Here is a 19813-nt window from a genome sequence, read left to right on the forward strand (position 1 = left end):
CCATGTATTAAAGGCACAATAATAAAAAGAGGTAACCAATGAAACCATCCAAAACAAGACGCATTGTCGATTTGTCCGTCACGTTAGATAACAACCCATACACAGATCCACCACCACTTTCACCTAAAATAGACTACACAGATCACCAAGCAGGCTGGCCTGAAATGGCAGGCATGTTTCCCGGCTTGAACAAAGAAGACATGCCAGGAAACGAAGCTTGGGCTGTTGAAAAAATGGTCATGAGCGCGCATAACGGAACACACATGGATGCTCCTTGGCATTACGCGTCTACCACTGACGGCGGTAAACCAGCCTACGGTATTGATGAATTGCCATTAGATTGGTGCTTGCAGCCGGGCGTGAAACTGGACTTCCGCGATTTACCCGATGGGCACATCATTACGGCCGCAGAAGTAGAAGCCGAGTTAAAACGCATTAACCACGAACTTGAGCCTTTGGATATTGTCTTGGTTAATACTCGTGCTGGTAGCATTTATGGAGAACCCGGCTATTTAGAAGCTGGCGTTGGCATGGGACGAGAAGCCACCATGTATTTGTTGGAACGTGGGGTTCGAGTGGTTGGAACCGATGCGTGGAGTTGGGATGCACCATTCAAGTACACTCGAGAAAAATTCGCTGAATCAGGTGATGCTTCTATTATATGGGAAGGCCATAAAGCTGGCCGTGATATTGGTTACGGACAAATGGAAAAACTGTCCAACTTGGAAAGCCTACCAGCCGATGGTTTTATGGTGTCTTGCTTCCCGTATAAGATCAAAAATGGTTCCGCTGGCTTTATTCGTGCCGTTGCTATTTTTGATTAATTGAACTCTTTTTTTCTTAAAAGAAATGGCGATTTATGCAGATAAATCGCCATTTCTTTAGCTTGTCGTTACTTTGATTTTTTTGTTACTTTGGCTTCACTAGATTAGCCACCACTTTTTGTTCGATCACACCAAACGGCCCTTCACTGCCATCATCAAACATCGCTTCCATTCGAACCTTATCGCCAAATTTCATAAACTGAGTTTTGATTTCACCAAGATCGATTTTTTCAATGACTCGACGCTCAGCAATGCAAGCGGAGCCCGCATCTCGAGATCTATTGGAAACCGTTCCGGAACCCAAAATACAGCCAGCGGTTAATTTTCGGCTTCGAGCAGCATGCGTAATTAACTGAGGAAACGAAAAGTTCATTTCACTGCCATGAGGCTCGCCAAAACGCTGGCCATTCCATGTGACATGCAAAGACATATTAACTCGACCATTTTTCCATGCCTCACCCAATTCGTCTGGTGTCACGGCCACAGGTGCAAAACTGGAAGACGGCTTGGCCTGCAAAAAACCAAAGCCTGAATTCATTTCACGAGGGCCAAGAGCACGTAAACTCCAATCGTTAATCTGCACAATAAGACGAATGGCTTTGGCAGCTTCTTCAACAGAAGCCGACATAGGCACTTCCGTCATCACAACGCCAAACTCACCTTCAAAATCGATGCCATCAGATTCTTTTGGCATAGGAATATCGACGGTAGGACCTTGAAAATCATCACTGGCACCTTGATACATGACAGGAATGGTTTCTGCATCGACAATGGGATCAGTATTAAACGCTTCTTCCATCAACTTGCCGTGATTTAAAAAAGCAGACGCATCCAGCCACTGAGGACTTCTTGGCAATGGCGCACAACAAAGACTAGGGTCAAAATCAAACGTTCCTTGTAGTTTGCCAGCATTAAGCTGCTCGTATAAAGCCTGTAATTCAGGCTCATATTTATGCCAATTCTGTACCACTGATAATAAATTAGGCGCAATCGCGCTAGCATCCACTGCTTTGCTCAAATCTTTTGATACCACCACTAAATGACCATCTAATGTGCCATTAGGTAAGGTTGCGAACTTCATAAGATTACTCCTTAAACGAATACGTCTGTCTTTATCTTGAGTGTCTATAACGAAAGAAAGCAGCGCTCAGAAAAATCTTCATCACACTGCCCAAGGGGGAAGTTGATTAAAAACGGGCTTAAATCGGCTGGCTTAATGCCATCAATGATTGCCCCATAATTTTCGAGTGTTCTGCTTTGTCACCATCATTGATTTCGATGTCACACAAACGCGCTGAATTCTCAACGACCATTCGGCAGCGCTCCCAGCGACGCTCATGAAAGCGTTCAAATGCTACATCGAGAGAATCGTTTGCGGCTAATTCATCTGCCAACACGATGCCACTTTCAATACCAATACCGGCACCAGATGCAAGATGTGGCGTTGTCGCTGCGACAGTATCACCTATCAACACTAAACGACCTTTGTTCCAAGGCGTTTTAACTAACAAATTAGCAAGCGGACGATAATCAATATTCGCTTCCTCTTTTAAAGCATGCGGGATCAATGCTTTTACAATTGGATTAGGGAAGTTTTCCATCAAGCCTGCAAACACTTGAGGCCAAGTAGCTTTATCAATATGCTCTTTGGTTGGACGATCTTCAGTGATAAACATATACATATGGGTTTCAGATACAGGATTCACACCCAGTTTCAGATGGCTTCCCATCCACATAGTCACTCGATTAATCTCCTCTGGGCGAGGCATAATGGCACGCCAAACTCCCTGGCCTATGTATTCAGGCTCAGGCACTTCGGGGAAAAACTCTTTACGCAATTTAGAGTGAACGCCGTCGGCACCAACCACCAAATCATAGTCTTTCGTTGTGCCATCGGTGAAAGTGACAGTCGCGCAGGTTTCAGATTGTTTAATCTCAGTATAAGTACAACCCAAACGAACATTCACCCCTGAATCAATCGTTGCATTCGACATAATTCGCGCCAATGTTGGACGAAAAATACCGCCACTACCGCCAACCTTTGAACCCACAGGGCTTGGCGTGGGTAATTCCATAATTAAAGGGCCATGAGCCAAGTGAATTTCTACGCCATCAGTCACACAACCTTGCTCAACCACTTGCTCGTACAAACCAAGGCTTTCTAATGCCCGCATAGACGCGCCATTAATGGTGATGCCGGCACCTAGCTCACACCATTCAGGGTCAATCTCAACCAGATCCACATCAATGCCATTGCGGCGCATTTTAATGGCGGCCGCCATACCAGAGAAACCACCACCCACGACCAATACTTTATTTACAGCAGCCATTTAACTACTCCTTCTTATTTTTGTTATTGCTAATAATTAGCGAATATCCGTTAGTAAAATCGATACATTTCCCGCTTGATCAACAGAAACGGGAACCGGTTTTAATCTTTTACCAAGGCAAGGGCCTTGGACACACAAACCTGTCTTTGCCTCAAATAACGCACCATGAGCATGGCAACTAATAAAGGTTTGCTGAGAATTCATGTAAGCATCTTTTCGCCACGCCATTGCCGCACCATCCACATGAGGGCACGCATTGCGCCAGCCAAACAATTGCCCTTCTTGCTTGACGATAAATAACAAATCACTTCCCGATTCATCGTCTAAAAATCCTTTCGACGCCCCCTCTTCGATATCATCAATGTGACAAAGGTCTATGTTTTCATTCAGAGTTTTATTCGGTTCGGCCATCTTGTGTTATCCATCTTTAAATCAATAGAATCGATTAACCTACTCATGACACAGACTCGGCCTGAGCAGTCAAAGAACGAGTTCGGAAGACACAGATAAAACAAAATAGGGAAATCAGGCCAAAGACCAACGCCGCAATCCCAATACCGTGGTAACCAAATAATTTCACTATCGTGCCACCGAGAATCGGACCAACCGCAGCACCAATCATCAGCATCGCTGGCGTTGCAGCCATGGCACGGCCAGATGTATCTAAGCGAGCCAATAAACCAAACACAAAGGTATGGGTGAAAATCATCAAGGAAACAAAGCAGGACGCTGACACCGCATAGAAGATAAAACCACTGCTGTTCATCATGATGTTTGACAAGATAATTTGCAGAACAGGACCTGCAAACAAGACAAACTTAGTTGAAAAACGTTTTTGAAAAATACCCGCCAACGCCGCCGCAACAATATTAATCAGAGCAAGCGCCACCAAAACCAAGGTAATAGAATCGGTATCAAAACCTCGTTCATTACCGACTCGTTCCATAAAGCTAAAGGTCATGGCCTGAGTCACGGCCATTAAACTGATGCCTACGATACCGAACCAAACACTGGAAGGAATGGCTTTTTTGGCTTTCACGCTCTCATCCGCATCCAATACGACGGAAGGAAAAGCCAACGTACACACCACAGCGGCAATGGTCATAATGCTGCCAAAAATAAGAAACAAGGCTTCACCACCTGCCGCTTTGGTAATGTTTGGTGTTGCTCCCATAAACACAAACCCCAATATGCCTAAGGTAAAACCAGCAATCGCAAATAAGCGATGAGGGTTTTCACCACGAGCAAAAGTGCCATGAGCCATGCTCAGCGCGGCACTCGCACTTAAACCCGCGACAAGATGTAACAGCGCCAATTGAAAATATTCCGCGGTTTGAGACGCTGCAAAAAAACACACTCCAGAGATTAGAAAACCAACACTCGCCACTAACCGACGATTGACCTTTTTAAAGCGAGGGGCAATTAGCACACTGGCACACACTGCACCGAACAAAAACAAGGTCACTAAACCGCCAGCCTGCTGAGTATCAAAGTGATAAGACGCCACCAAAATACCAATCCATAAAGGCAAGGCAACCAGATCCAACATCCCAGCACAGTGGGAAACCATCAAAGCAATATTGCCCTTAACACCAAAACGTTGACTCATTTTACACCTCCAACGAAAGAGGCTGGTTCTCGTCGATCCGCTAGGAAGCAATTCCCTTTTACTAAAGAAATTATCAACATATTTTGTACCATCCACTTTGTTTATTTTTATATCGTGGGGGCAGCTTAAGCCGCTTTATTGGCAACATTTAAGGGCGCTAATTATCTTCTGCAAGCACCCTAAAATGTGCTGCTCTTATGTTATTCAAGAACGATTGGCTGTCACGACTCGAGACAGCCCAAGGCTCTATTCATAATCACCGTTTTCAGTCGTATCTTTGCCCGGAGACCATTTATTTCTGTGACGCATCAGGAAGGCTTGTGACGCATCGGCTCCCATTGGAGAAACGCGAGGCTCCCAATTTTTGTCGTGCAAATCCATGTCTGCATCCATTTCGATATGACAAGCAAAAGGACTATTGAAATACCAAAACCAGTTCGATCCTAAGACATGACGACCCGGTCCCCAAAAGGCTTGATAGCCTTTTTCGATAAAACGAGAACCGTTTTGCATTACCTCAGTTGGTCCACCAAAATGGAACGTGAAATGTTCGACACCTTGCATAAATGGTGGCGCACCAATTAGGAAATGAGTGTGATGATCTAGCGTTCCCGCTGGTTGTAGGAAAGGACCCACACCGTCAAATCGATCAGTACAACGAAAGCCCAAACGCTCCACATAAAACGCCTCGGCTTTCACTGGATCTGGCACAAAATACACAATGTGAGACAAGGTACGTGGACGAATCTGCTCCGCATCAACGTTTACTGCTCGGTGGTTAACAGGTCGCTGGAAAGGCGATCCCGGCACGTTGGAAATTTCCCCCGCAAGATTGATCGCTTTGCGTGTTGTTACTTGGAAACCAATCACAAAACCTGAGTCATCCGTGGATTCGATTGAACCATCCGCTAAGGTTTTAACTTCGCGGTCTTTGCTTAACTCTTCAGTAATCGCTTGAATTGTCGCGGCATCGGCAACGCCCATGACCGTTTTTCGCATCATGCAACCATTACCAATACTGGCTGGAAGACTGCTATCTGAAGCATGAGCCAAAACTACAGCTGTGCCATCTAACGCTTCAAAACGTCCGCCAGTTTCCGTCACATCCACTGGAAATAAACCGTAGTCAGTTAAAAACGTTGAACAAGCAGCAATGTCTTCAACACCAAAAACGATGGTTTCTAAACCTATTATTTTCATTATTATTCTCCTTAAAAAGGCTTAGGCCGTATGACCATGAAGTGTTTCCGCCACCCAATCGGCGATGTATGCACCAGCGTTGGCGGAATTATCAAAACTAGAATGCTGAACACCACCTTCACGATCAGTGAAAATTTTCAGCTCTCGGTTTGGGCTGTTAACCAATTGCTCATAAGTACGGTGTGCCCATTTCAATGGAATTTGTGAGTCTTTTTCCCCATGAGTTACAAGGAATGGCACCTTGATACGATCCAACACACCATCAAGGTGAACCTTCTCAGCGATCTCCATAAACTCATCCATGTCTTTTGCTCCCCAAACCCAGCGCACATGCTCCCAATAATGAGGAACAGGGAAGCTGCCTTCTTTTTCTAGACGACGTTTTTGTACATCTCGCCAGTCATGGTTCGCACCCCAAACCACACCACAAGCAAATCTTGGTTCGAATGCCACCGCACGAGGACAGTAATAACCCCCTAGCGACACGCCTTCCATACCAATTCGTTTCGCATCAATTTCTTCACGAGTTTCTAACCAATCCACAACTCGACTAGCCCAATGTTCGCTGTCATAACGAGCCGTCAAACCTTGTAAACGAATCGCCTCACCCGTGCCTGGTTGATCGACGATCAAAGACGACACACCACGTTGCGCCAACCAACGAGGCAATCCAACGCGGTATTTCATTTCTTTTGTGGAATCCAAACCATTCACTTGTACAAGTACTGGTGCTTTGCCTTGTACGCCTTCAGCTCGAACATACAAAGCAGAAAGGTGTTTGCCTTCATATGGAATCTCAACGCGCTCGCAATTTTCATTAGCCAATTTCAACCCAAGGTTAAACACCTCTTGAAAACGTTGATATAGCGCCTCACGGCCTTCTGAACCATGGCCTTGAAGACGTTCTGCTGTTGAGTAATAAGTTGCGGCGCGACCGTATTTATCCCCTGCAGAAATAAGACGACCACGTGCTTCGTCTTCTTTTGCTAGCTCACATAATTTGTCAGCCATGCGTTCCCAGCTCTCACGGAAAGCCTTAGAGCCAGCTGCATCTTTCGCTTTAGCCGCTTCTTGCAGCGGTGCACACATTTCTTCAATTTCACCAATCCGCGCGCCCATTTCTAACGCAAGATTAATAGAAAGATCCCATGGATAATTGCTAGGGAAATAACGAAACATAAGTTCTCCAAATTGTTCTATAAAAGCCAATTGGCTGAGGTTTATTGTTTAAATATTCTTTGTAAAAACTGATATCTAAGGACAAAAATTCACGAGGTCGTCATCAACGCTCGACGGCAATAAAAATAAAAGTCGCGCCCTTTACCTAAGTCAGGCAATCACAAATACTGGGGGAGAAGCCGTCTCGAGAAACCACAACGATCTGAATGGGGTTTGGGGAAGTCATGTCGATAGATGGCAATACATCGACATATTGATACTGGATGGAATGAAATACAGGCATTGGCTCTTCCTCATTTAGTTTATTTTTATCCTTGAGAACAGAAACAATGTAAATGAGTGCAACCTTTCAGAAAAACCCTTTAAACTAAATCAACCATTCGATACCATCGAATGATCAACTAAGACCTATTCACAAAGTTGCGAGCAAAACTCATGTTAATAAAGCCGCTCCTTAAAGGTCTCGAATAATAAAAATGACCAAATTTGAGGGATCTCTCGATGCGTTTTAAGAAACTGGACCTGAATTTATTAGTCGCGCTGGATACTCTTTTAATCGAGCAAAGCATCACTAAGGGAGCAGAAAAGCTCAATATGAGCCCATCTGCTCTCAGTAATTCTCTGTCACGATTACGAGAATATTTTCAGGATGATTTGTTAACGCAGATTGGACGTAAGATGGTCATTACACCATTGGGAGAAAACTTAAAGGTTCAAGTTCGCAATGCTTTGAACAATATTGAAAGCACAATCTTGGTTCAACCCAGCTTTAATGCCCAAACCACAGACCGTATTTTCAGCTTCTTTTGTTCGGACTACACACAAACCGTGCTTGTCCCTCACGCCTTAGAAATTGTCGGCAAAGAAAAAAGCAGCGCGCGTTTTCAGTTTTTAGCACAAGTCGATAATCCTCATGCTCAGCTTGAACAAGGCAAAGCCGACTTACTTATTATTCCCTCTGATTTTATGTCCACAGAACACCCGAGCGAAGTCCTTTATGAGGAAGAGTTTGTGTGTGTCGTTTGGGCTCATAGCCAGATTGCACAAGGTGAATTAACCACAGAAAAGTACGCAGAAGCAGGCCACGTTCTAATGCGCCCAGCGGGCATAAAAAAGGACTTCTTTGAGACGACTTTTGCGCAAAAATATGGCATCAAACGTCGCCTGATCGCGACAACTTTTAGCTTTACGTCTCTTCCTGCTTTGGTTATTGGATCAGAAAACATCGCCACCATTCACGCAAGACTGGCTAAAAAAATGGCCAAAGTCTGGCCACTAAAAATTCTGCCGCTGCCTTTTGCTATTCCACCAATGCAACAATGCATGCAATGGCACCAATACCGCAACAACGATGAAGGCTTAATTTGGCTAAGAAACACACTAAAACAAGCTGCGGTTGACATGGATGATGAATGATTTTTTATAAATAAATCCTCTTCATCAACTCAACTAAATAGAGCAACACCTCGCCTTTTAACTCAGAAACATTAGCCGTCTGAGATCGGCGATAGCATATGTACGAGTTGGCGTGATTTGCCAACCCAGATCCAACCTATCCATAACCGCTGCAGCTATGCTGGATGTATTGATGGATACTTATGCTTGATAATCGTAATAGAGCACAAAATGAGGAAAACTGAGAATCTGTTGCATTTGCGTCGTTTTCAACATGCTTTTCTGTCGTTCAAGGGACTATTCTTTTTATAGCTGGTGACAAAATAACCAGTCGTGCACACAACAAAAACAACAGCAAAAAAGGATGTCCATATGCATAATCACGCAAACCGAGGTGTTATTTATCAAGGTTGGTGATTTGGTGTCTGTACCTTTTAACATTGCCTGCGGTCGTTGCCGTAACTGTAAAGAAGGCAAAACCGGTATTTGTCTAAACGATGACACGCGCTGGTGGACAAATTGGTATTCCTGGTCTGTACGTCACAGAAGATCCAGGTGCCACTGACGATGCGGCAGAACAAGGCAGTTTGAGCATGCGTTTTGGTCTAGGTTGGGCGAAATCTCATTCGCTTCATACTGGCCAATGTCCAGTGATGAAATACCATCGAGCACCACAAGGCTATGCAGACTTTGATGGCGGCGCAGCGAAGAAATTCGTTATCGATCCACACAAAATGGTAAGTTGATAAAACTGAATTACTAAACTAAAAAAGGCCTTGTCCCGCTAACACATAAAAATGACGTTAACAGGGCAAGGTCTTTTTACTCATCTTACTTTTTTGATGGAAAATATTGTTTCTTAAAAGCAGATAATACTTTCGGAAGATGATCGGGTAAATCTTCGGCAATAAGCCCTGCTCCAATCTCATTGCCGACTTCACCATGCAGCCAAACCGCAGCCGCTGCGGCATAAAAAGGCTCAACACCTTGAGCAAGCAATCCAACGATAAAGCCTGCCAATACATCTCCTGATCCACCGGTTGCCAGATCCGCTGGCGCGTTTGAATTGACAATCGCCCGACCATCAGGAGACGCAATCACGGTATCTGCGCCTTTTAACACTACGACGGCGCCGCTTAATTTGGCAGCAAGTCGAGCACGCGTTAATTTGTCGTCAGGGTGGCTTTCACTGATGTCTGGACTGTTATTAATTTCAGGGCTTTTATTAATCTTAGGAAATAAACGCGCAAACTCGCCTTCGTGGGGCGTCATCACACAAGGTCCATGAATAGCGCCAAAAAGTACTTGCGGATCATTGACGAAGGCACTGAGAGCGTCGGCATCCAATACAGTCGCACGATTGCTAGCAAGTGCCGTCATAACAATTTTGCGTGTACGAATGCTTTCGAAGCCAGCCAAACCAGCCCCCGGCCCAACTGCAATGGCATTATGACGTGGGTCTAATAACAACTCTTCAAAGTCTTCTGTTTCTTGGCTCTGTTCTAACTTCGCCACCATCACACTAGTCATCGCAGTGGCATAGACAGCCCAAGCTTTAATCGGCACAGCTAAGGTGACCAAACCCGCGCCGATTCGCATAGCACCACGAGCCGTTAAACGACTCGCTCCTGTGATGTTTTCACCACCAAACACCAACGCATGGCCGCGATGAAACTTGTGTCCATCCAACTGTGGCCAAGGATAATCTCGGTACCAAAGCTCTGGACTGTTTTCCCATGTTTGAAGATTCAACTCGTCCAGCACAGTCACAGGAATGCCAATATCAGCAACGACAAGTTCACCGCATAAACTTCGTCCGGGAAACAATAAATGCCCTGGCTTTTTACGAAAAAAAGTCACGGTTAACTCTGCAGGGGCAACCTTGCCAAGCGCAGCGCCCGTTGTGCCATCAACACCACTAGGAACATCCACCGCACAAATTGGTATTTTACGCTCAATCATGGAATCAACCATGTTGCGAGCTTTGCCTTCTAAAGGGCAAGTCAAACCCGCTCCAAACATGGCGTCGATGACCAAATCGGTTTGCTCTAATAAATCGACCGAATACGCTTCAACTTCTCCTTGCCAAGCATGAAAAAAATGCGTAGCTTCAGGCGATAGTTTTTCAACAGAACCCCAAAAGGCCAAGCGCACAGGCCAACCAGCAGCTTTTAAAAGCTTGGCGACCACAAAACCATCACCGCCATTATTCCCAGGTCCACAAAGCACTAGTACCGAACATTTTGACCAACGATTAAGTACAGCATCGGCTACCGCTTTTCCAGCCGCCGCCATCAAATCTATCGCAGGCACACCTGCCACTACAGCGGCTTTGTCTGCTCTACCCATTTCATTTGCGGTTAAAAGACATCTGTCGCTTTTATTAGGCTTATGATTCATTTGCTTTCCTTATGAACCTGAAGAGAAAAGATTCTTTAAGCTATAACATCAAACGATAGCCAATACCCGCTTCTGTTATGAGATACCGAGGCGTCGTTGGATCATCGCCAATCTTTTGCCTAATATGGCTGACAATAATACGTAGATAATGCGTATCTTGTACATGACTTAACCCCCATATTTGCTCTAGTAGCTGCTTTTGGGTAATAACACATTGTCTATGCTGAGCAAGCTTTGCTAATACGGCATATTCTTTCGGCGTAAATTCAATAATTCGGCCTTCACAACAAACTAAACGACGAGCCAAATCTATTTGCAAGTAACCATCATCAAGCAATACTGGGGTGGCATCCGGCAATCTATCCCGCAGTTGTGCCCGTATTCTGGCCAGTAGCTCTTCAACACTGAAAGGTTTAGTAACATAATCTTGGGCGCCTAAATCCAATGCTTTTATTTTATCTGGATCGCCGCTGCGTACAGATAAAACAATCACAGGCACTTTAGAAAAACTGCGCAATTCCGCCAACAATTCAAGTCCGTCGCCATCGGGCAAACCCAAATCTAACACGACTAAATCAGGCTGTTGCCTTACTGTCGCGGCTAATCCAGAAGCAACTGAATCCGCCTCAGATACATCATAACCGACACTTTTTAAGGCAATCCGCAGCATCTTGCGAATTTGATTTTCATCATCAATAACTAAAATTTGCGCTGGCAATCGCCTATTCTCCTGTTTTTATTTCAGGTAAGGGTAATTCAATAATAAACCGTGAGCCACTGCCCACACGAGCCGCATCAGCTTTGACCGTACCACCATGGGCTCCTATCATGCCACGGCAAATAGCCAGTCCCATACCAGTATTATGGCGTTTACTATCACCATCCGCGACAACGTAAAACATATCAAACACTTTTTCACGAAAGTCTTTAGCAATACCGGGACCACTGTCTTCAATTTCAATACGACACACCTGCCCCTGTTGACTAACCAATACCTGTACTGGCTCTTCCAGTTTGGTATATTTAGCGGCATTTTCTAGAATATTAAAAATACCTTGCTCCAATAACGCTGCGTGAGCATAAAGCAATGGCGCATTAGGCTGTGACTGATAATCCACTTGAACGTCTGGAAAAAAGCGTTTCAATCTCTGTTTAGCACTGCCTATAATATCGTCAATAGACACCCAATCACGCTCCAACTTCAACGTACCGTGCCCCAATCGCGTCATATCCAATAGATTCTGAATGTAGCGATCTAGCCGTCTGCTTTCCTGAACAATGGTGTCTAAAAGCTCGCTTCGATCTTCACTGGATAGCTGGCTACCCAGCACTTGTAGACTTTCTGCAGAGCCCATCATCGCCGATAAAGGGGAACGTAAGTCATGCGATACAGAAGACAATAAAGCAGAGCGTAACTGCTCCATTTCAGCTTTTAACTTAGAGCTTTCTAATTCACGGTTAAGGTGAATGCGCTGCCAAACATTGATGGCTTGCTGACTAAGAATATCTAATAGATCGGTATCATCTTGCCTTAACACCTGTTGCTCGGAGGAAAACTTCAGTATTAACACGGCGATGGTTTGCTGATTGCACAACAAGGGGAATGCCGCCCAATTACTGGCGTTTAATGTATCACTAAAACGACCTGCTCTTTGCTGATGGCGGTGACACCAATCTATCATCGCTTGGTCCAATGTCTGTAATGTCTCTGTTAAAGGAGGGCTGATGGTTTTTTCATGCTGATCGAAAGACACCACATGAGCCGTACAATGCAACGCCTGACTCACTTGCATTGCCAGTATCTCCCACAGGGCACCAGTTTGATTTACAACAGTCAATTGCTGAGCAAAATCTCGCTGCAGTTCACTGTAACGATTCGCCTCTTTTAACAGTAAAAATTGCTGTCGAATTCGTGATGCCGCCGGACCACAGACTATACCTATGACCAACATGAATAAGAGCGTGGCGATATCATCATTTTTATTAACAAAAAAAGTATAGTACGGCTCGGTTAATAGAAAATTGAAACTGAGAAATGACAGCAAAGCGGTAAAAATAGCAGGCCGAGCCCCAAATTTGAGACCACATAACACGACAAACAACACATAAACCAATACCAAATTACCGCTTTGCAGCCATGGCGTTAGACCTTGAGCAAAAAGACTAGCAACAAGTGTAAACAGGAGACCATAAACATACCCTCTTTTTTGCCCAAAAGTTGTCGATGTGTATAAAGAGACTTTCGTCGCTTGCTCTCGTTCACCGACACGCCAAACGGAAACTTCCAAAGGCAGACCACTGTTTATCAGCTGCTGATATAAGGGCTGTCGCCAAGGCTGAAACCAACGTTTATTCCCCGCACCAACCAGCACTGTATTAATACGATGCTCAGTTAAATAAGGCAAAACCGTTTCTTTAGTCGAAGGACCACGAAGAATATCCGTCTGCGCCCCCAGCTCTCTAGCCAATGCAAAAGCCGATTGCAGTCGCTTCTGCTCTGCCTGATATTGAGCTTGCCCAGTATCGACCCAGACCACTAACCAGGGTGTTTGACGCTTTTCTGCCATACGTCGACCAGCACGAATCAGATACTCATGATCGCGCCGATTTGAAATCAATACCAAAACCTTATCTTTAATCAGATAGTCGCTACTTCGGTCTTTCGCCTCCTGCTCGATTTTTAGTTGCGTATCAACATGGCTCATCACCAGCTTCATTGCCATTTCGCGAAGCGCAGTTAGGGTTTCCAATTGGAAGAATTGCTGTACGGCCTGCTCAGCATAATCAGACAAATAGACTTTCCCCTGCGACAGTCGATCTAAAAGATGATTGGGAGCCAAATCCACAAAGACCAACTCTTGGGCATGATCTATAAACTGATCCGGCACCGTTTCTTTTACTCTTATCCCACTGACTTGCAGCACTAAATCATTAAGGCTTGCGATATGCTGGATATTAAGCGTGGTATAGACATCAATACCTGCTGCTAAAAGCTCCGCAATATCCTGATATCGCCTTTTATGTCGGCTGCCTGGTACATTAGTATGGGCAAGTTCATCGACCAATATGAGCTGCGGTTTTTCTGCCAGCGCAGCGTCTAGATCAAATTCTGTTAAACACTGACCATGATACTCCAGCTCACGACGAGGCAGTATACTCAGGCCTTGCAGCAAGGCTTCAGTTTCTGTTCGTCCATGAGTTTCAATCAGCCCCACCATTACAGAAACACCTTGCTGTACACGTTCCTTAGCCGCATTAAGCATGCCACAGGTTTTGCCTACACCGGGAGCCGCCCCTAAAAAAATTTTTAGTTGACCACCTTCTTTCTTCTGCAAACCTTTCAAAAGAGCATCGGCCTTTTGGCTGCGTGAATCAATCGCCATGGTTTTTCCCTCTCAAATGCGGTGATAAACCCATTTATCATTAGATAAAAAAAAACAGTGCCTGCTATCTAATCGAAAACAGGCACCTTTTGTTATTTATTAATACAGAAAATTATTGACGTGGATACTGCGTATCCAACGCCAGATTCAACAACAATACATTTACTCTGGGTTGTCCAAATATCCCCCATTGAGGCGCTTCTATATGCTGCAGCACCAATTGCTCAAGCTGTGACGGTGTGATGCCTCTTGCTATAGCGACTGTTTTCACCTGCAGTAAAGCCGCGGCTGGAGATATATGCGGGTCTACCCCAGAACCAGAACTGGCCAACAAATCAACCGGAAGCTGTGATGAACTCACCTTAAACTCCTGAGTTAGAGCTGCGCTGGTTTGAGCTACTCGATCTCGTAATTCTGGGTTAGATGGTGCCAGATTGCTACCACCCGTTGCCATTGGGTCATTATCTGCGCTGCTAGGACGACCATGGAAGTAATAAGCGGCACTAAATGGCTGAGACACTAATGCTGAGCCTATTTGCTTACCGTTTTGCGTTACCAAACTCCCAGTTGCTTGCTGAGGGAAAAGCATACCAGCAAAACTGGTCACCGCCGTGGCATAAAAACCGCCACACAGGATTAACATAATAATTGCCAGTCCCAAGGCAGGTCGCCATATAGGTGGTTGCGAAGCCTTACTACCATAGATACTTTTCATTGTATTCATGCTTAAAATACTCCGTTCAATAATACGTCAATCAACTTAATCGCCACAAAAGGCAGAGCGATCCCCCCCAAACCAAAAATCAGCATATTATTACGCAATAACTTCTCGGCACTGATGGCTTTTATTTTTACGCCTTTTAAAGCCAATGGAATAAGTGCAGGAATAATAAGCGCATTAAAAATCAACGCGGATAATACGGCTATTTTTGGGTCCGGCAGCTGCATCACATTCAACGCGGCGATGCTTGGCATGGCAGTCGCAAATACCGCAGGCACAATAACAAAGTATTTCGCCACATCATTAGCCAACGAAAAGGTCGTCAAAGCCCCTCGTGTAATCAGCATTTGCTTACCAACAGCCACCACGGATAGTAGCTTAGTCGGATCCGAATCTAGGTCCACCATGTTGCCAGCTTCTTTCGCCGCTTGTGTACCAGAGTTCATCGCTAAGCCGACATCAGCCTGAGCTAAGGCAGGAGCGTCATTGGTTCCATCACCTACCATCGCCACCAATCGTCCTTGAGCCTGCTCTTTGCGAATCAAGTCCAGTTTGTCTTCTGGCTTAGCTTCTGCAACAAAGTCATCAACACCTGCTACCGCAGCAATAGCCCCTGCCGTTATAGGGTTATCACCTGTTACCATTACAGTACGAACTCCTAACGCTCTTAGCTCAGCAAAACGCTCTGCGACACCGGGTTTAATCACATCGGAAAGTTGAATAACACCCAAAATACCTTTTTGGCTAGCGACAACCAAAGGTGTCGCACCCTGCTGAGCCACCTTAGTCACTAACGAATCCAAACCTGAAGGCACGCTTAACCCACGATCTTGTGCCCACCCTTTAACCGCATCGGATGCCCCTTTGACCCAAATATCGCCATTTGGCTTTGCTATCGCTGACAAGCGAGTTTGCGCACTGAACGGAGTAAACTCTTCATCACCAGCTAACTGCGGGATGTCCTGTTCCAATTCACTGGCTAAACGCACCACAGATTTCCCTTCAGGTGTTGGGTCTTGCAATGAACTCCATAAGGCTCCTGCAATTAATTCGTTTTCTGTCACCCCAGATACGGTTAAAAAAGCCGTTGCTTGACGATCACCAAACGTAATAGTGCCTGTTTTATCTAACAACAAGGTATCAATATCACCTGCCACCTCGACGGCCTTACCCGACTTTGCAATGACATTGGCCGCTAACGCTCTGTTCATCCCAGCAATACCAATCGCAGGTAATAGGCCCGCAATTGTGGTTGGAATCAAACAAACGACTAACGCTATGAGCATCAGCCAATCAAGCTCGATACCAACAAAGCTTGCCATTGCCGGTAACGTAGCGACGGCAATTAAAAACACTAAAGTTAAGGCTGCTAAAAGCACAGTTAAAGCGAGTTCGTTCGGTGTTTTTTGTCGGTTTGTGCCTTCTACTAGACTGATCATTTTATCTAAAAAACTATTACCGGCTTCCGCCGTAACCTGCACGGTAATAGTCCCACTTAGTACCTTAGTACCCGCAATAACACCTGAATGATCTGTACCAGCTTCGCGTAATACTGGGGCTGACTCGCCGGTCAACGCCGACTCATTAATGGTTGCCACTCCGATAACAATTTCACCATCAGCAGGAATTAACTCCCCAGCATTGACCAACACTTTGTCACCGGCTTTAAGCTGACTGGCCGAAATTGTCTGTTCATTGAGACCATCCAGTTTCAGAGCCTTTAAATCACGACGAGTGGCTTTTAAACTGCTTGCCTGATCTCGGCCACGCGCCTCCGCAATAGCCTCTGCAAAGTTTGCAAACCAAAGGGTAAAAAACAAAATCAAACTACTGGCCAGAGCAAAACCAAAGCTCTCCCCAGCCGATATCTGCTGCCCGGTCATCACAATGGCTAACAAAGTAGCTACCCAAACCACTAGCATAACTGGATTCTTTATCGCTAATTTAGGATGTAATTTGGCAAATGCTTGCCAACTAGCTTGTGTAAAGGTCGACGTATTATTCATTTTATTCACCTGCTTATTGACCTAAAACGGCCGCTGTTTGCTGCGACAATTCAAGAGCTTCGCCAATAGGACCAAGCACCATAGATGGAAGAAAAGAAAGAAAGTTAACAATGAGAATGACGGTTACCAAAGTCACTGCAAAAGTAGGATTAAAGAGTGGCAAGGTTCCTGCACTGGTTGGAACTAAACGCTTCTTCGCCAAAGAACCTGCAATTAATAACGGAATCACCAAAGGCAAATATCTACCTAAAATCAATACCACCACACAGGATATATTCCACCATGTCGTATCATCACCAAGCCCTTCAAAACCAGAACCGTTATTAGCAAAAGCCGACGTGTATTCGTAGAAAACCTGCGCAATACCATGTAGTCCAGGATTAGAGTTACCAGTCAACACAGGGAAGGCAACCGTAATTGCAGTGAATGTCAAAATCACCGCACTTGGTAAGACTAGCAAAACACCAAGCCAGCTTATTTCACGTTTCTCTAGCTTGCGGCCAAAAATCTCCGGTGTACGGCCAATCATCAGCCCAGCTATAAACACCGCCAGCCAGACATACACCAGAAAATTCACAAAGCCACAGCCGATTCCGCCCCAGATACCATTAATTAGCATGCCTGAACGAGTCACTAAGCCTGCGATTGGATTCAACGAATCGTGCATGGCATTAACTGAGCCATTAGAAGTTTGTGTGGTAAAAGTGGCCCAAAGTGCGGACAAATCTGTGCCAATGCGAACCTCTTTTCCCTCCATATTTCCCGCTTGTTGCGCTAAACCTGTAAATGCCACATTAGGTTGTTGCTCACTGTAAACTGCGGCAGCAATAAATACTAAGCTGAGCCCGCCCATGACCGACAATGACAAGAAAGTAAAACCACGGCGTCGTAATAACCCACCCGCCATAAACACCACTGCCATTGGTATTAGTACGATAGCAATTGTTTGAATGGCATTACTGACAGGTGTTGGGTTTTCTAACGGATTACTGCTGTTTGGCCCAAACCAACCGCCACCATTAGTACCAAGCTGCTTAATAGCAACCATTGATGCCACAGGCCCAAGAGGAATGGTTTGCTCAGTCAAATTTTGCCCCTGTTCTAATACAGGTACTGTTGGACTCGCTTGATAACTTGATGGCACGCCTTGGCTTGCTAACAATACGGCAACCACCGCGGCCAAAGGCAACATCAAGCGCAAAACGACTCTTACCGTATCCTGATAATAATTGCCTAAATCTCGTTCCTCACCTTCTTTCGCCTCCTTTACGTCACGGCCCCCCATCATGCCTCGTAAAATAGCCACACACACAGCCAGCGCCATAGCAGGCGTGACAAATTGCAATGTCACAATTAAAAAACCTTGACTTAAATAGCTAAGCTGGGCCTGCCCTGAATAGTGCTGCTGATTCGTATTCGTCAAAAAGGACACAGCTGTATGTAAAGCAAGATCCCAACTCAATGGCCCAATATTATTTGGATTGAGGGGGAGTAAATGCTGAAACTGCAACAAAAAATACGCCACTATGCCAAGCACGAGATTACTCAAAAGAAAAGCAGCACCATAGCTTTTCCAGTCCATTCCTTGCGTTGCTCGAATACCTAACAATTTGAATATGCCGTTCTCAAACGGCAGAAATACCTTATCACTCCAATGTGGCCCAGCAGAAAATATCCCAGTCATGTAATGACCAAGAGGCCACGCCAGCAATAAAGCCAATGAACAAATCAGTATTATTTCCATAAGTGATACCTCAGAACTTTTCAGGTGCCAACATGGCGACAATAAGTACAGCGCTTAAAACGCCAATAAGTAACAACAGTAACCAACCCATCTCCGCTATCCTCAATTAAAAACCAGACCATTAAAGTAAAAGCCTATGGCGTAAAATATCCAGATACATAAAAGTGGAAAGCATAATTTTTTCGTAAAATTTGCTTTAGAAGACTTGGCGTCACGTGGCTAAATAAAGTGCAATGACTTAATTAATGAAGAGGAAACATATCGAGTAAGGTTTGGCATCACGAAGCTTGCTAACGGGCTCGCCGTGTTTCTATCCAACTCGCCATGCGAATAAACAGTAAAAGTTCCGATGTATCTTTTGGGTAAGAGAGTTGTTTGACGAAATAGCCTCTGATCCAAGTGCAACTGAGCATCACTCCCAAAAGCATCAGCGAAGCCCATTAGGATTAAAATCTTTAACATATTTCAACAGCGACTGAAGTTAAGCTTTACTATATTGTATTGGCTGCCACAGGTATGATGACGCTTTCTAATGCATTTTAAATTATTCTACTTATTACCGGACACTTTTATGAACGACGAGATCAACTACGAAAACAACCCGCTCCATGGCTTGGGTTTACAAGAGCTACTCACCCAACTAGTTGATTACTATGGTTTTGAGATTCTCTACGCTTACCTGAACATCAACTGTTTCAAAACTAACCCGAGCATTGAATCCAGTGTGAAATTTCTCAAGAAAACTGACTGGGCAAGGGAAAAGGTGGAAATTTTCTATCTCTATAAATTTAAAAACCTGCCACGAGTGTCATCTGAGCAGTTTGATCTGCCACCTCGAAAACGCATTATTCCAGAAGGCCAAACGCCCCGAGAACCAGCAGAATTGAGTTTCGAAGATGCCGAACGCGTAAGAGAGAAGCAGGCACTAAAAGCGGCTGAGCATGGCAAGTCAAGAAGCTATCGGAATCGTAAATAAATATGGAAAACCAGCACTTTATAACAAAGTACTGGCTTAGTTTGAA

General features: G+C 44.9%; 16 protein-coding genes and 1 pseudogene. 4 read left to right on the top strand and 13 right to left on the bottom strand.

What is annotated here, in order from left to right:
• Window positions 1-38: 38 nt before the first annotated feature.
• A complete protein-coding gene (locus ACO05V_RS17230) occupies window positions 39-824 on the top strand; it encodes a cyclase family protein (protein ID WP_421854339.1) in 786 nt (261 codons plus the stop codon).
• Between the two features lie 85 nt (window positions 825-909).
• Here the strand turns inward: ACO05V_RS17230 and ACO05V_RS17235 are convergent, their stop codons facing one another.
• The 7 genes from ACO05V_RS17235 to ACO05V_RS17265 form a co-directional block, all read right to left on the bottom strand.
• Complete coding sequence (locus ACO05V_RS17235) at window positions 910-1905, bottom strand: fumarylacetoacetate hydrolase family protein (RefSeq protein ID WP_421854342.1); 996 nt, start codon at window positions 1903-1905, stop codon at window positions 910-912.
• Between the two features lie 118 nt (window positions 1906-2023).
• Window positions 2024-3154, bottom strand: coding sequence for an FAD-dependent oxidoreductase (locus ACO05V_RS17240; protein WP_421854345.1), 1131 nt, complete (start codon window positions 3152-3154; stop codon window positions 2024-2026).
• A gap of 36 nt (window positions 3155-3190) precedes the next feature.
• The gene (locus tag ACO05V_RS17245; RefSeq protein ID WP_421854348.1) at window positions 3191-3565 is read right to left on the bottom strand and encodes a Rieske (2Fe-2S) protein; all 375 of its coding nucleotides are present in this window, start codon (window positions 3563-3565) and stop codon (window positions 3191-3193) included.
• Window positions 3566-3608: 43 nt separating this feature from the next.
• Complete coding sequence (locus ACO05V_RS17250) at window positions 3609-4763, bottom strand: MFS transporter (RefSeq protein ID WP_421854351.1); 1155 nt, start codon at window positions 4761-4763, stop codon at window positions 3609-3611.
• Window positions 4764-5009: 246 nt separating this feature from the next.
• Window positions 5010-5963 (bottom strand): VOC family protein, encoded by a 954-nt coding sequence (locus ACO05V_RS17255; protein WP_421854354.1) that lies wholly within the window; start codon window positions 5961-5963, stop codon window positions 5010-5012.
• A gap of 21 nt (window positions 5964-5984) precedes the next feature.
• Entirely contained in the window at window positions 5985-7142 is a 1158-nt protein-coding gene (locus tag ACO05V_RS17260; RefSeq protein WP_421854357.1) for an alpha/beta hydrolase family protein, read from the bottom strand.
• A gap of 145 nt (window positions 7143-7287) precedes the next feature.
• Window positions 7288-7425, bottom strand: coding sequence for a hypothetical protein (locus ACO05V_RS17265; RefSeq protein ID WP_421854360.1), 138 nt, complete (start codon window positions 7423-7425; stop codon window positions 7288-7290).
• Between the two features lie 218 nt (window positions 7426-7643).
• On the opposite strand from ACO05V_RS17265, the gene ACO05V_RS17270 reads away from it, so the two are divergent.
• Both ACO05V_RS17270 and ACO05V_RS17275 read left to right on the top strand, forming a co-directional pair.
• Window positions 7644-8558: a LysR family transcriptional regulator gene (locus tag ACO05V_RS17270; RefSeq protein WP_421854363.1), complete on the top strand. Its 915-nt coding sequence runs from the start codon at window positions 7644-7646 to the stop codon at window positions 8556-8558.
• Window positions 8559-9034: 476 nt separating this feature from the next.
• Window positions 9035-9283, top strand: a pseudogene (locus ACO05V_RS17275) (formaldehyde dehydrogenase, glutathione-independent); the annotation flags it as partial.
• Window positions 9284-9368: 85 nt separating this feature from the next.
• Here ACO05V_RS17275 and ACO05V_RS17280 read toward each other — a convergent pair.
• The 6 genes from ACO05V_RS17280 to kdpA form a co-directional block, all read right to left on the bottom strand.
• A complete protein-coding gene (locus ACO05V_RS17280; RefSeq protein WP_421854366.1) occupies window positions 9369-10937 on the bottom strand; it encodes an NAD(P)H-hydrate dehydratase in 1569 nt (522 codons plus the stop codon).
• 40 nt (window positions 10938-10977) lie between these two features.
• The gene (locus tag ACO05V_RS17285) at window positions 10978-11655 is read right to left on the bottom strand and encodes a response regulator (RefSeq protein WP_421854369.1); all 678 of its coding nucleotides are present in this window, start codon (window positions 11653-11655) and stop codon (window positions 10978-10980) included.
• Between the two features lie 4 nt (window positions 11656-11659).
• Window positions 11660-14320 (bottom strand): DUF4118 domain-containing protein, encoded by a 2661-nt coding sequence (locus ACO05V_RS17290; RefSeq protein ID WP_421854372.1) that lies wholly within the window; start codon window positions 14318-14320, stop codon window positions 11660-11662.
• Between the two features lie 112 nt (window positions 14321-14432).
• Window positions 14433-15044, bottom strand: a complete 612-nt coding sequence (gene kdpC / locus ACO05V_RS17295; RefSeq protein ID WP_421854375.1) for a potassium-transporting ATPase subunit KdpC — start codon at window positions 15042-15044, stop codon at window positions 14433-14435.
• Window positions 15045-15046: 2 nt separating this feature from the next.
• Window positions 15047-17047, bottom strand: a complete 2001-nt coding sequence (gene kdpB / locus ACO05V_RS17300) for a potassium-transporting ATPase subunit KdpB (RefSeq protein WP_421854378.1) — start codon at window positions 17045-17047, stop codon at window positions 15047-15049.
• Window positions 17048-17060: 13 nt separating this feature from the next.
• Window positions 17061-18791 (bottom strand): potassium-transporting ATPase subunit KdpA, encoded by a 1731-nt coding sequence (kdpA, locus tag ACO05V_RS17305; protein ID WP_421854381.1) that lies wholly within the window; start codon window positions 18789-18791, stop codon window positions 17061-17063.
• Between the two features lie 571 nt (window positions 18792-19362).
• On the opposite strand from kdpA, the gene ACO05V_RS17310 reads away from it, so the two are divergent.
• Window positions 19363-19767: a VF530 family DNA-binding protein gene (locus tag ACO05V_RS17310; RefSeq protein WP_421854384.1), complete on the top strand. Its 405-nt coding sequence runs from the start codon at window positions 19363-19365 to the stop codon at window positions 19765-19767.
• Window positions 19768-19813 lie beyond the last annotated feature (46 nt).

Origin of the sequence: Marinomonas sp., assembly GCF_965225885.1 — a bacterium.
Classification (GTDB): Bacteria; Pseudomonadota; Gammaproteobacteria; order Pseudomonadales; family Marinomonadaceae; genus Marinomonas.